Annotated in this window: 13 protein-coding genes; 8 read left to right on the forward strand and 5 right to left on the reverse strand. The window is 59.4% G+C overall.

Translation table 11 applies throughout. The features are described 5' to 3' along the window. Positions 1 to 39 precede the first annotated feature (39 nt). Together ACR0DB_RS13655 and ACR0DB_RS13660 are read left to right on the forward strand one after the other, a co-directional pair. On the forward strand, positions 40 to 858 hold the full coding sequence (locus ACR0DB_RS13655) for a sulfotransferase family protein (RefSeq protein ID WP_480551593.1): 819 nt from the start codon (positions 40 to 42) through the stop codon (positions 856 to 858). Positions 859 to 1,107: 249 nt separating this feature from the next. Further along, positions 1,108 to 1,548 (forward strand): hypothetical protein, encoded by a 441-nt coding sequence (locus tag ACR0DB_RS13660; protein ID WP_480504223.1) that lies wholly within the window; start codon positions 1,108 to 1,110, stop codon positions 1,546 to 1,548. Positions 1,549 to 1,633: 85 nt separating this feature from the next. On the opposite strand, the gene ilvD is transcribed toward ACR0DB_RS13660, so the two are convergent. Continuing rightward, the gene (gene ilvD / locus ACR0DB_RS13665; RefSeq protein WP_209195598.1) at positions 1,634 to 3,466 is read right to left on the reverse strand and encodes a dihydroxy-acid dehydratase; all 1,833 of its coding nucleotides are present in this window, start codon (positions 3,464 to 3,466) and stop codon (positions 1,634 to 1,636) included. Between the two features lie 108 nt (positions 3,467 to 3,574). Here ilvD and ACR0DB_RS13670 point away from each other — a divergent pair, with 108 nt between their 5' ends. From ACR0DB_RS13670 to ACR0DB_RS13685, 4 genes are all read left to right on the forward strand, one after another. Beyond that, positions 3,575 to 4,126 (forward strand): helix-turn-helix domain-containing protein, encoded by a 552-nt coding sequence (locus tag ACR0DB_RS13670; RefSeq protein ID WP_170771112.1) that lies wholly within the window; start codon positions 3,575 to 3,577, stop codon positions 4,124 to 4,126. Between the two features lie 22 nt (positions 4,127 to 4,148). After that, on the forward strand, positions 4,149 to 4,418 hold the full coding sequence (locus ACR0DB_RS13675) for a CBU_0592 family membrane protein (RefSeq protein ID WP_480551595.1): 270 nt from the start codon (positions 4,149 to 4,151) through the stop codon (positions 4,416 to 4,418). A gap of 80 nt (positions 4,419 to 4,498) precedes the next feature. Further along, a complete protein-coding gene (gene sseA / locus ACR0DB_RS13680) occupies positions 4,499 to 5,353 on the forward strand; it encodes a 3-mercaptopyruvate sulfurtransferase (protein ID WP_480551597.1) in 855 nt (284 codons plus the stop codon). Continuing rightward, the gene (locus ACR0DB_RS13685; protein WP_480551600.1) at positions 5,353 to 6,537 is read left to right on the forward strand and encodes an amino acid aminotransferase; all 1,185 of its coding nucleotides are present in this window, start codon (positions 5,353 to 5,355) and stop codon (positions 6,535 to 6,537) included. Before sseA ends, ACR0DB_RS13685 begins: the two co-directional genes overlap by 1 nt. A gap of 108 nt (positions 6,538 to 6,645) precedes the next feature. On the opposite strand, the gene ACR0DB_RS13690 is transcribed toward ACR0DB_RS13685, so the two are convergent. Continuing rightward, complete coding sequence (locus tag ACR0DB_RS13690) at positions 6,646 to 7,950, reverse strand: ammonium transporter (protein ID WP_170771102.1); 1,305 nt, start codon at positions 7,948 to 7,950, stop codon at positions 6,646 to 6,648. Between the two features lie 32 nt (positions 7,951 to 7,982). Further along, on the reverse strand, positions 7,983 to 8,321 hold the full coding sequence (locus ACR0DB_RS13695; RefSeq protein ID WP_058273036.1) for a P-II family nitrogen regulator: 339 nt from the start codon (positions 8,319 to 8,321) through the stop codon (positions 7,983 to 7,985). Between the two features lie 258 nt (positions 8,322 to 8,579). Here ACR0DB_RS13695 and ACR0DB_RS13700 point away from each other — a divergent pair, with 258 nt between their 5' ends. Beyond that, the gene (locus tag ACR0DB_RS13700) at positions 8,580 to 10,766 is read left to right on the forward strand and encodes a transglycosylase domain-containing protein (protein ID WP_480551602.1); all 2,187 of its coding nucleotides are present in this window, start codon (positions 8,580 to 8,582) and stop codon (positions 10,764 to 10,766) included. Between the two features lie 58 nt (positions 10,767 to 10,824). Here the strand turns inward: ACR0DB_RS13700 and leuB are convergent, their stop codons facing one another. Continuing rightward, complete coding sequence (gene leuB, locus ACR0DB_RS13705; protein WP_170786345.1) at positions 10,825 to 11,928, reverse strand: 3-isopropylmalate dehydrogenase; 1,104 nt, start codon at positions 11,926 to 11,928, stop codon at positions 10,825 to 10,827. Between the two features lie 91 nt (positions 11,929 to 12,019). On the opposite strand from leuB, the gene ACR0DB_RS13710 reads away from it, so the two are divergent. After that, positions 12,020 to 12,547, forward strand: coding sequence for a redoxin domain-containing protein (locus tag ACR0DB_RS13710; RefSeq protein ID WP_480551604.1), 528 nt, complete (start codon positions 12,020 to 12,022; stop codon positions 12,545 to 12,547). A gap of 24 nt (positions 12,548 to 12,571) precedes the next feature. On the opposite strand, the gene ACR0DB_RS13715 is transcribed toward ACR0DB_RS13710, so the two are convergent. Then, a complete protein-coding gene (locus ACR0DB_RS13715) occupies positions 12,572 to 13,426 on the reverse strand; it encodes a LysR family transcriptional regulator (RefSeq protein ID WP_480551606.1) in 855 nt (284 codons plus the stop codon). Positions 13,427 to 13,501 lie beyond the last annotated feature (75 nt).

Raw genomic sequence — 13,501 nt, forward strand, 5'->3', positions numbered from 1 at the left:
AAGATTTCAAGGTTCTGATCCGCGCAGGAGGCATAGCAGATGGGTTTTCCCGGTACATGGATGACCGAGAGTGAAAGCATGGTGTACCGTGTGGTGCCGAAATGCGCGTGCTCGACCATTGGTCAGATCATGTATTACTCGGATCATGGCCGCTTCTTTGAAGGTGATATCCATGATGCCAAAGATGGGATGCACAAATGGGCCTTTGATGGAAGTCAGGGGCCGATCTCGGACAATGTCCAGTCCCATGCATCTTACGCGTTCACATGCGTTCGCAATCCTTATACGCGGATTCTCAGTTCGTTTTTTGACAAGATCTGCGGGATTCAGCGCAACGGCAAGCGCTATCGCGGCAATCTGGTGCCGACGCTGATCTATAATTACGGGATTGAGGTTGGCGGCGATGACGGCAAGGGTGAGTTCGACCAGATCGCCAGCTTCCGCCGGTTCTTGCTTTTTGCGCGTGACACGATCCGCTGGCGCAGGCCGATGGACCCCGATATTCACTGGTCGGCCATGTCAGGCCATGTGTCGACCTTCATCGTCAATGGCGGGCGATATGACCGCATTTTCTGGACCGAAGCGTTCAACGACGGGATGCAGGATGTCCTGAACCATCTGGACACACCGCACGGTGTGGACTTGTCCCAGATCCCGCGCTTCAACGAATCCGAGGGCCACGGCCCCAAGCGCGCCCATCCGGTCGAGGATTACTTCGATGATCTGTCGATGCATCTGGTCTACGAAATCTACAAACAAGATTTCGAGCTGTTCAAATACGATTTCGAGAACCCGGCCAACAAGATGCCAATCGGCGAGATTGATCTGGATGAGGTCCATGCCAAACTGGGCGACTAAGCTGAAGTAGGTGCCTCGCGCAGTAATGCGCCTGCCTAGCGTATGATTTGTATTTGAGTGCCTGCATTGAGCCCAGAGCAGAAGCTGCGAAAGATGTGTTTTTCGACCAGTTGATTGGCTCTGGCGACAAACAAACTGATTGACCCAAGTCAAAGAGACACTTTGCGCGGCTCAATAACTTAATCAGGAAATGTCTGGGTAAGTCTTTCCCTAGAGTCTTAGATTTCAACACTATCTAGGAGCAGATGTATGCGTTTTCTGAGAAGTGGTGCCATCGCGGTCTTTGTCCTGGCATTCGTATGCGCGACGGCCTCTTATACACAAGCAGACACAGTGGTTAGTCACATCAAAACTATGCGGGATTATGACCTGGTGGAAATCGATGGAAAGCCGCCAATACGCCCCCTCAGGTTCTACATTGGCGAGAACTCCGCATTCGCAATTTGTGGTCATTGTCTTTGTGCTACAGGCGTTATGAAAGGTCGCTATCCCAAGTTAAGGATCAAACCAACTTCTGCTTCGCCAGCATGCGCGTGGGGTTCTCCTGGAATTGATGCGGATTCACCCATGGTGCAAAAGTTTCTCAGTATGAAACAGGTTAGTTCGGAAGAAAGCAGCTTGGTATTCGTTGACGGTAAAGGTGGCGAAATGCGCTTTGAACTGGGAGGAGCGAACCTGAGCCCGCCATAACATGCTGAATGGCCGATTTGTCCGCACAACAGAACAAAAACGGCCTACCGGATAAGTAGGCCATTTATGTTGAGCGGCGTCTAACTCAGACCTGACGCACAGCCCCTTTGGCCGCGCTTGTGGTCAGCTTGGCGTAGGCTTTCAGCGCCGTGGAGACTTTGCGTTTGCGCGGGGCGGCAGGTTCCCAGCCTTTTTCATCCTGCTCAGCGCGGCGGGTGGCCAGTTCTTCGTCCGAGACCGCCAGATGGATCGAGCGTTTGGGGATGTCGATCTCGATCTTGTCACCCTGGCGCACCAGACCGATAACGCCGCCCTCGGCCGCTTCGGGCGAGACATGGCCGATCGACAGGCCCGACGTGCCGCCCGAGAACCGCCCGTCGGTCAGCAGCGCGCAGGCTTTGCCCAGACCTTTGGATTTCAGGTATGAGGTCGGGTAGAGCATTTCCTGCATCCCCGGCCCACCGCGCGGACCTTCGTAGCGGATGACGACCACGTCGCCCTCTTTCACCTTGCCGGTCAGGATGTCGTTCACCGCCTGATCCTGGCTTTCGCAAACATAGGCCGAGCCGGTAAAGGTCAGGCTGGCCGGGTCCACACCGGCGGTTTTCACAATACAGCCGTCGCGCGCGATATTGCCGAACAGAACGGCCAGACCGCCATCTTGGCTAAACGCGTGTTCCTTGGACCGGATCACGCCGCCCTCGCGGTCGGTGTCCAGCTCTTTGTACCGGTTCGACTGGCTGAAGGCCTGCGTGGTGCGCACGCCGCCCGGCGCGGCTTTGAACAGGTCTTGCGCCTTGGGGTTGTTGGCGACCTTGATGTCCCAGTTGGCAATCGCCTCGCCCATGGTGCCGGAATGTACGGTGCTGCACCCCTCGTGCAGCAGACCGGCGCGGCTGAGTTCGCCGAGGATTGAGAATATGCCACCGGCGCGGTGGACGTCCTCCATATGCACGTTCTCAGTATTGGGCGCGACCTTGCACAGGCACGGCACTTTACGGCTGAGCCGATCCATGTCGGACATATCGAAATCCACGCCGCCCTCATGCGCGATGGCCAGCAGGTGCAGCACGGTGTTGGTCGAGCCACCCATGGCGATGTCCAGCGACATGGCGTTCTCGAACGCGTCAAACGTGGCGATTTCGCGGGGCAGGAAGCCCTTTTCGTCCAGATCATAGTGGCGCTTGGTGATCTCGACGATGCGGCGGCCTGCTTCAAGGAACAGCTCTTTGCGATCCGAATGGGTGGCTAGCGTCGAGCCATTGCCCGGCAGAGCCAGACCCAGAGCCTCTGCCAGACAGTTCATCGAGTTCGCGGTGAACATGCCCGAGCATGACCCGCAGGTGGGGCAGGCGTTTTCCTCGATATGCTGAACTTGTTCGTCGGTGAACTTGTCATCAGCGGCAGCAACCATTGCATCCACAAGGTCGATCTTTTTGGCGTCCAGATCGGCGATGTCGATCTTGCCCGCCTCCATCGGCCCGCCCGAAACAAAGATCGCAGGGATGTTTAGGCGCATGGCGGCCATCAGCATACCGGGCGTGATCTTGTCACAGTTCGAGATGCAGACCATCGCATCGGCGCAGTGCGCGTTGACCATGTATTCCACCGAATCCGCGATAACCTCGCGCGAGGGCAGCGAATACAGCATCCCGTCATGGCCCATGGCGATGCCGTCATCCACAGCGATCGTGTTGAACTCTTTGGCGACGCCACCGGCCTTTTCAACCTCGCGCGCGACCATCTGGCCAAGGTCTTTCAGGTGAACGTGACCGGGCACAAATTGCGTGAACGAGTTGACGATGGCGATGATCGGTTTGCCGAAATCGTCATCCCCCATACCTGTTGCGCGCCACAGGCCGCGGGCTCCGGCCATGTTACGGCCATGGGTAGAGGTTCTGGATCGGTAGAGTGGCATGACGCTGTTTCCCTATTGCCTCGGGTTGCATGTCTTGGGGTTCGTACGTTATAGCGCACGTATCACATGTGCGCTATAACGCACAAGAGGATTCGAAAGACGAACGACATGGCACCGGATGAAATAACGCTGAAATTGCGGGATGTGCGCGCGGCCTCGGGGCTGAGCCTGTCGAAGGTGGCCGAGATGACAGGCGTCAGCAAAGCCATGCTGGGCCAGATCGAGCGTGGTGAGTCCAGCCCGACCATCGCGACCCTATGGAAGATCGCCAAAGGGTTTCAGCTGCCGCTCAGCGCGTTGATCGGATCGTCCGTTCTGCGTGACCCGGCGGATGCCAGTCTGTTCCGAACCGTGACTTTCCCCGGCAGCATCGAGGTCAAGATTGTCTTTCCTTATGACCCCGCCCTGGGAGCCGAGACCTTTCACGTTGATCTTGCCCCAAACCAAAGCCACGAATCCGCCGCCCACGCCGCAGGGGTGACCGAAGAGGTATTCGTTCTGAATGGATCGCTTGAAATTCTGCGCGATGGCGAATGGGTGCCTTTGCGGGCCGGGCAGGGGCTGCGTTTTGCCGCCGACTTGCCGCATGGCTATCGCGCCGGGCCCGAGGGGGCCGCGTTTTTGAATATGCATCACTACGCGCGGGTCGCATCCGTCTGAAGGTCTTAGAAAAGGGGCTCTAGTGGCAGATTTCATCACCTCACTCACGCTGGCGGATGCCATCGGGTCTTTCGGGGCGCTTGTCGTTGTGGCCGCGTATTTTGCCACTCAGATGCGGATGATGAATTCAGACGATCTGGCCTTCCCAATCCTGAATCTGGCCGGGTCCATCCTGATCGTCTATTCCTTGTTCGAGAATTTCAACCTCGCCTCGATGCTGATCGAGACATTCTGGATCTTGATCAGCCTGATCGGTATTGTGCAGTTTTTCCGCCTGCGCCGCACAAGGTAGCTGTTCTGCCGGCCATCCAGCCTTGAACCCGCATCCGCGCGCGTATAGGGAAAACGCAAGCGCGCGCAGCGGAGGCCCAGATGCAGGACGATCCGAAAACCCTCGTTTCCACCGAATGGCTTGCAGCCCATATGAAAGACCCCGATCTGCGGGTTTTGGACGGGTCGTGGTACCTGCCGCAACAGCAGCGCGACGCTAAGGCTGAATATGATGCGGCCCATATCCCCGGTGCGCGGTTCTTTGATATCGACGAGATTTCGGATGCGCGGTCCGACCTGCCGCACATGGCTCCTCCGGTCGAGAAATTCATGTCGCGGATGCGGGCGATGGGTGTCGGCGACGGGCATCAGGTCGTGGTCTATGACGGCGCAGGCCTGATGTCGGCGGCACGGGTCTGGTGGCTGTTCCGCCTGATGGGGCAAGAGAACGTCGCCGTTCTGGATGGCGGCTTTCCCAAATGGCAGGCTGAGGGCCGCGAGACCGAGGATTTGCCCCCTGTGATCCGCGACCGTCACATGACAGTGCGCGTGCAGAACCATCTGGTGCGGGATGTGACGCAGGTCTCGGCCGCAGCCAAGCTGAACGATCACGAAATCATCGACGCCCGCGCGGCCGCCCGCTTTGCAGGCACCGCGCCCGAGCCGCGCGAAGGGCTGCGTTCGGGCCATATTCCGGGGTCGCGCAACGTGCCTTTTGGCGAATTGCTGAACAAAAACGGCACGATGAAATCGCCCGAGGAGTGCCGCACCGTGTTCGAGGGCGCTGGCCTTGACCTGACCAAACCCGCGATCACCTCATGCGGGTCGGGCGTGACCGCCGCGATCCTGAGCCTTGCGTTGGAACGCATGGGCAAGAAAGACCATTCGCTTTATGACGGATCCTGGGCTGAATGGGGTGCCTTCCCGACCCTGCCCGTCGCAACCGGAGAGAACTGATGTTCGAGAACCTCAAACCGCAGCCTGCCGATAAGATCCTGGCGCTGATGCAGATGTACCGCGACGACCCGCGCGATCATAAGATCGACTTGGGCGTGGGCGTCTACAAGAATGCCGAAGGCGTGACCCCGGTGATGCGTGCCGTCAAGTCCGCCGAAAAGCGCATTCTGGAAGAGCAAGAGAGCAAAGCCTATACCGGTCTGGCTGGTGATCCGGCCTATGCGGATGCGATGATCGGCCTGATCCTTGGCGATGCCGTGCCGCGCGGCAATATCGCTGCTGTGGCGACCCCCGGCGGCACCGGTGCCTGTCGTCAGGCGTTCGAGATGATCCGCATGGCCAACCCTTCGGCGCGCGTCTTTGTGTCGAACCCAACATGGCCCAACCACCTGTCGATCCTGAACTATCTGGGCGTCGAAACCGTCCCGTACCGCTACTTCGACGGCGAGACGCGCGGCGTCGATTTCGACGGCATGATCGCCGATCTGAAAACGGCCAAGGCGGGCGACGTGGTGCTGCTGCATGGCTGCTGCCACAACCCCACCGGTGCAAACCTGAACATGGTGCAGTGGCAAGAGGTCGTGGACTTGATCAATGCGCAAGGCCTCGTGGCGATGATCGACATCGCATATCAAGGCTTTGGCGATGGTCTGGAAGAGGACGCGCAGGCGACTCGTCTAGTGGCCTCGTCGGTCAAGCGTTGCCTGATCGCGGCCTCCTGTTCCAAGAACTTCGGCGTCTACCGCGAACGGACTGGCCTGCTGATGGCAATCAGTGATGACGCAGCGCAAACGTCGCTGAACCAGTCGACGCTGGCCTTCCTGAACCGTCAGAACTATTCCTTCCCGCCCGACCACGGCGCGCGGGTTGTGACCACAATCCTGACCGACGACGCCCTGCGCGCCGACTGGGCGGCAGAACTGGAAGAGGTGCGCCTGTCGATGCTGGGTCTGCGCCAGCAACTGGCGGACGAGCTGCAACGCCTGACCGGTTCTGACCGCTTTGGTTTTGTTGCTCAGCACCGAGGCATGTTTTCGCGCCTGGGCGCCGCGCCGGAACTGGTCGAGCAACTGCGGGTCGACCACGGCATCTATATGGTGGGCGACAGCCGGTTGAACATCGCCGGTCTGAACGCAACGACGGTGCCGATTTTGGCCAAGGCGATTGTTGACGTCGGCGTCTGAGGCCCTTTCAAAATCAAGCAAAGCCGCGCTTTCCTGCGCGGCTTTCTTTTTGGGAAAACAAAAAAACCGGGCGCGAACGCCCGGTTTTGATTTGAATACTCTCGGGTCTTAGCCCTTCGAGAACTCGGGGTAGGCTTCCATACCCAGCTCTGCCATGTCGAGGCCGTTGATCTCATCCTCTTCGCTGACGCGGATGCCAACGGTGGCTTTCAGGATACCCCAGAGAACCAGTGCACCGACAAAGGTGAACACACCGTAGGCCGCGATACCCAGCAGCTGTGTGCCCAGCGAGGCTTCACCATAGAAGATCACGGCGATGGTACCCCAGATGCCTGCGAACAGGTGAACCGGGATGGCACCGACAACGTCGTCGATCTTGAATTTGTCCAGCATCGGAACCGCGAATACTACGATGATGCCGCCAACCGCACCGATCCACAGCGCGCCGAACAGGGTCGGGGCCAGGGGTTCAGCGGTGATCGAGACCAGACCGGCCAGCGCGCCGTTCAGCACCATGGTCAGGTCAGGTTTCTTGTACAGAACCTGCGTCAGGATCAGGGCTGCTACAGCACCCGAGGCTGCGGCCATGTTGGTGTTGGCAAAGATGCGCGACACGTCCGATACGTCACCCACGGTGCCCATCGCCAGTTGCGAACCGCCGTTGAAGCCGAACCAACCCAGCCACAGGATGAACGTCCCCAAAGTGGCCAGCGCCAGGTTCGAACCGGGCATCGGGTGCACTTTGCCGTCCTTGTACTTGCCGATACGCGGGCCGAGGATGATTGCACCGGCCAGTGCCGCCCAGCCACCGACCGAGTGTACTACGGTCGAGCCTGCGAAATCCGAGAAGCCAGCCTCAGACAACCAGCCGCCGCCCCACTGCCACGAGCCCGAGATCGGGTACAGGATACCGGTCAGAACAACGACGAAGATCAGGAAGGGCCACAGCTTGATCCGCTCGGCGACGGCACCTGACACGATCGAGGCGGTTGCCGCGACGAATACAAGCTGGAAGAAGAAATCCGAGCCGATCGAGGCATAGTCAAGCGCCGCTGCATCGGAACCAATGCCCACTGGATCAAGCACGGTCGGACCACCAATGGCAAAGAAACCATTGAAGTCGCCGGGATACATCGTGTTGAAGCCGACCAACCAATACATGATCGCCGCTATGGAAAAGAGCGCGATGTTTTTGATCATCTGCATCGCAACGTTCTTGGAACGCACAAGGCCGCCTTCCAACATGGCAAACCCGGCCGCCATGAAGAAGACCAGGAAACCGGCCATCAGGAACAGCAGAGTGGTGAAGATATAGCCCACGTCCTCCATCGAAGAAGGCGGGTCATTCGCGAATGCAGCCGCCGGAAAGGCGACCAGCACAGCGGCTGTGGCGAGAATTCGGTTTAGTTTCATCTGATATCTGTCCTTTTACGGATGGGCGCGGATTACAGCGCTTCCTCGTTGGTTTCCCCGGTCCGCACGCGCAGGGCCTGCTCGACATCGAGGACGAAAATCTTGCCGTCGCCGATCTTGCCGGTCTTGGCGGTTTTGGTGATGGTTTCGACGATCTGATCGGCCATCGTGGCGGGCACCACGATCTCCAGCTTGATCTTGGGTACGAAGTTCACGGCATATTCTGCGCCGCGATAGATTTCTGTGTGACCCGATTGCGAGCCGAAGCCCTTGATTTCGGTCACCATCATGCCGCGCACGCCTGCTTCGGTCAGTGCCTCGCGCACCTCCTCGAGCTTGAACGGCTTGATTGTCGCAATGATCAGTTTCACGTTGATCCCCTCTGCTTCCCCGGTCTGTCCGGCTTGTTTGCACTTGCAGCAAAAAAGCGTGCTCGGGTGCTGTAGGAAACGTCCCGGGTCTGCGAAGAGGGGGAAAATTGTGGCAAGGTGCACAATTTTTGCACAAATAATGCAAAACGATTAAAAATTATGCATTCAAGAGAGGGAATTTACCAGTAATTCTGACCTCAACTTCATCGGTACGGCAGGGTATGGTGCGTCAAAACGATAATCGGGCAGAGTTCGGAAATGACTGAGTCCAGGCGCCGCAAGACCCCTCTGGTCGCGGAAAAAAGATACCCGTCCAAGGGCCGCAAGCCCAAGACGACCAAGCGCGCGGCCAAGCCAGCGGGCAAGAAATCTGTTGCGCGCAAAACCACCTCGCGCAAGGCCACGCGTAAGAAAACACGAAAGAAATCCGGTGGCGAGGGTGGCGGAATCTTCCGCCGGATTTTCCGCTGGCTGTGGCGTCTGGTCTGGGGCGTGACCTGGCGCGTTGGGGCTGTGTGTGCGTTGCTATTGGCGCTGGCGATCGGCGTTGTCTACTCAACGCTGCCCAATGTCGATTCGCTTTTGGACGGTCGTGCGCGCGGTTCGGTCACGATGCTGGACCGCGATGGTAAGGTTTATGCGTGGCGCGGGGATCAGTTTGGTGGGGTCATCACCGCCGATACCGTGTCGCCACATCTAAAACACGCGGTCATCGCGACCGAGGACAAACGCTTCTATCGCCATTTCGGCGTCAGTCCCCGCGGCGTTGCCAGTGCCGTGCGCATCAACCTCAGCGAAGGGCGAGGGCCGTTGTCGGGCCATGGCGGATCGACCATTACCCAGCAGACGGCCAAGCTGTTGTGCCTTGGCGTGCCCTACGATCCCGCCGAGTGGGAGTCCGAGGCCGCCTATGAGGCGGATTGCCGTCAGGGTTCGCTCTGGCGCAAGGCAAAAGAGGCCGTCTATGCGATGGCGATGGAGGTCAAGTATTCCAAAGACGAGATTCTGACCATCTACCTGAACCGCGCTTTCCTAGGGGCCGGTGCCCGTGGGTTCGAGGCCGCCAGCCAGCGTTATTTCGGGATTTCGGCGGCCGAGGTTTCGCCGTCCGAGGCGGCAATGTTGGCAGGGTTGCTGGTCGCGCCCACACGCTATGCGCCGACGAACAACCTGCAACGCTCGCAGGATCGGGCGCGGCTGGTGGTCGGGCTGATGGAGGACCAAGGATACCTGTCCACCGCGCAGGCTAGCGAAGCCCGAGCGCGCCCGGCGGTTTTGTCGGATGCAGCCGCTGCCCGCGCAGGGGGGTATTTCGCCGATTGGGTCATGGCCAGCGGACCTGAATTCTTTACCCGCAATACGACCGAGGATGTGGTGATCCGCACCACGCTGGATCAGCGCATCCAGACATCAGCGGAAGAGGCGCTGCAATACATCTTTCAGGAAAAGGTGCGCGAAGGGTCCAAGGCGCAGGCCGCCATTGTGGTGATGTCGGCCGATGGGGCGGTGCGCGCCATGGTTGGCGGGCGCAAGACCCGCGTGTCGGGGGCGTTCAACCGCGCCACGCAGGCGCTGCGACAGACCGGGTCATCGTTCAAGCCGTTCGTCTATGCCACGGCGCTGGAACTGGGCTATTCGCCGCTGGATACGGTGATGGACGAGCCTTACTGCATCGATATCCCCGGCTCGGGCCAGTGGTGTCCCAAGAATTACACCAACAAGTTCTATGGTCGGGTGACACTGGCGGATGCCCTGAAGAACTCGCTGAACATCCCGGCGGTGAAAGTGGCCGAGATTTCAGGGCTAGAGAATGTGCGCACCGTTGCCAGCGAATTCGGTATCGCCAGCGATCTGGCCGAAGGTCCGGCACTGGCATTGGGCGCGTCTGAGAGCACGCTGATCGAGATGACGGGCGCCTATGCGGGTATTTTGAACGGAGGCTCTGCGGTTGAACCTTATGGCCTGACCGAGCTGAAGCTGTTGGGTGACGATACCCCTGTCATGGTGACGACAACCGGTATTGGTGAGCGTGTCATAAATGACAAGGCGGCCAAGCAACTGACCTGGATGATGGAGCGTGTGGTGTCCGAGGGCACCGGTGGGCGCGCCAAGCTGCCGGGGTGGCAGGTGGCAGGCAAGACCGGCACCACGCAGGCGGCGCGGGATGCTTGGTTCATTGGCTTCACGGCGGATTATGTGACCGGTGTCTGGATGGGGTATGACGACAACACACCGCTGTCTGGCGTCACAGGCGGCGGCCTGCCCGCCGAGATCTGGAAAGAGACGATGGTGCGCGTGACCGAAGGGATGACACCCACACCGCTGCCCATGCTGGCTCCGGACCCGCCGGTGCGAACCGAACAGCCGCGGCAGCAGCGCCGCAGGCAGAACAACGGGTTTGAGAAGGCCATCAACAACCTGCTGAACAATATATTCGGCAACTAAGTCACAAAAAAAAGGCGGTGCGCTGGGCACCGCCTTTTCTTCACGTGGTGAGGCGAAATCAGACGCTTTCGTTCAGTGCGGCCAGAATGGCGTCGCCCATTTCTGTGGTCGAGACCGGCTCAACGCCCTCTTCGGCCAGCAAGTCGGCGGTGCGGACACCATCGGCCAGAACCTTCTCGATCGCGGCTTCCAGGCGATCGGCCTCATCCCCTTGGTCAAAGCTGTAGCGCAGCGCCATGGCAAAGCTCAGGATACAAGCAATCGGGTTGGCCTTGCCCTGACCCGCGATATCGGGGGCCGAGCCGTGGACGGGTTCGTACATCGCCTTGGGACGACCATTGGCCATCGGCGCACCCAACGAAGCGGATGGCAGCATACCCAGCGAACCGGTCAGCATCGCTGCACAATCCGACAGGATATCGCCGAACAGGTTGTCAGTGACGATCACGTCAAACTGTTTGGGTGCGCGCACCAGCTGCATCGCGCCGTTATCGGCATACATATGGGACAGCTCGACCTCGGGGTAGTCCGCTGCGACACGGTCCACGACCTCGCGCCACAGGATACCCGATTCCATCACGTTGGCTTTCTCCATCGAGCACAGCTTCTTGTTCCGGCGCATCGCCAGTTCAAAGGCCGAGCGCGCGGCGCGTTCGATCTCGGACTCGGTATAGCGCTGGGTGTTGATGCCTACACGCTCATTACCTTCGTTGAAGATGCCGCGCGGCTCGCCGAAATAGACACCCGATGTCAGTTCGCGCACGATCATGATGTCCAGACCGGCGACGATGTCTTTCTTCAGCGACGAGAAATCCGCGAGTGCGTCAAAGCACTGGGCCGGGCGCAGGTTGGAAAACAGGTCCATTTCCTTGCGCAGGCGCAGCAGGCCGCGCTCGGGCTTTACGCTGAAATCCAGATCGTCGTATTTAGGGCCGCCTACGGCACCCAGCAGAACCGCGTCCACCTCTTGCGCCTTGGCCATGGTTTCGTCCGTCAAAGGCGTGCCATGCGCGTCATAGGCGGCACCGCCGACCAGATCCTCGCTCACGTCAAAGTGAAGGCCGCGTTTTTCGCCGAACCAGCCGATGATTCTGCGCACTTCGGCCATAACTTCCGGGCCAATTCCGTCTCCGGGCAGGATGAGGAGCGAGGGGTTGGACATGAAAGGTCTCCTTGCGTTTCGTCGCACAGGCCCTAGCGTCTGCATCGCATCGGGTCAATGAGACGATCCCGCCAAACCACGAGGAAAACACATGCTGACACCCGGAAACCCGGTTCCCGCACTGAAAATTGAAACCGTCGCCGGTGGGGACTTCGATCTTGAGCGCGACAAGGGCGAAAACGGCACGTTGGTGATTCAGTATCGCGGGTTGCATTGCCCGATCTGCATTCGTCAGATGGGCGAGGTCGAAGCGGCGCTGGATGACTTTGCCGAACTGGGGATCGAGGTGGTAATGATCACCACGGACACCGCCGAGCGCGCTGCTGAAACGGTTGAAAAAGCGCGCGTGTCGCGCCTGCGTGTGGGTCACAGTCTGCCTATGGCCGAGGCGCGGGAAGACTGGGGGCTGAACATCTCGGAAGGACGTGAAGGGACTGCAGAGGCCGCGTTCTTCGCCGAGCCGGGACATTTCTACATCTCGCCCGACCGCAACCTGTGTTTCGCCTGGCAGCAGACCATTCCCTTTGCCCGCCCCGCTATTGCCGATATTGCCGGAGGCATCAAATTTGCGCTGAACAACGGCTATCCCCCGCGCGGCACCTATACCGGTGCCCTGTAGGTGGCGGTAGATGGGCCTTCTGGATCAGCCAGAGGGCCCAAATGCGTCCGAAAAGGCGGCGCGCAGCCATTCGACCGTGACCTGAACCCGTTTGTATCCGACTGTGTCGGGGTTGAGATAGAGGTTCAGGCTTCGGTTAAATTCGGGCCGGCCTGTGCCCACACGCACCAGATCGTCGCGCCCTTTGGCCAGACACATCGGCAACAGACCCTTGCCGACCCCTGCGGCGACGGCTGAAACCAGAACGCTGGCATCGGTGGCGGTGACGCGCATGGTTTCGGTACTTTTGCTCAGCCGCTCGACAGCCCGGCTGATGATCGGGCGACTTGCTTCTTCGTCAAAAAAGGCGACCCAATTGGCAGGGGGTGTGTCCAGATGCGCCGCGCGGTATACGGCATATGGCACCTGACCAAGCGTGACGGTGTATTCCGCAGCTTCGGGTGGAACCTCAAACCACATCTGGATCGATGCTTCACCCGAGACACGCGCAGACGGTGCGCGGGTCATCAGTCGCAGATCCAGCCCCGGATTGGTGGCCAGAAAGCGATCCATGCCGGTCATTGCCAGCCGTTGCATCGTCCATGAATTTCCGACCAGCCGCATCACGCCCACTGCACTGGCCTGCGATTGCGAAATCTGGTCGGTCATCTGGTGATAATGTGCCTCGATCTGTTCGGCCTGCCGGATCGCGATGACGCCCGCCTCGGTCGGGACAAAGCCGGATTTAGAGCGCACGAACAGGATAACTCCCAGCTCTTTTTCAAGCGCAGTCAGACGCCGCCCCATCGTCGTCGCGTCGACGTCAAGCGCGTGCGCCGCGCCGGTCAGTGAACCGGCCCGACCTATGGCCAGAAGCACTTTCAGATTGTCCCAATTCATGTCAGTTACCTGCAAAATTGCATGATCTTGATGCAGTTTAGTGCCTTTTTGTCAGCAGAAATCAAATCTAAATTC

The sequence above is a fragment of the Ruegeria sp. AB6 genome (assembly GCF_056542685.1).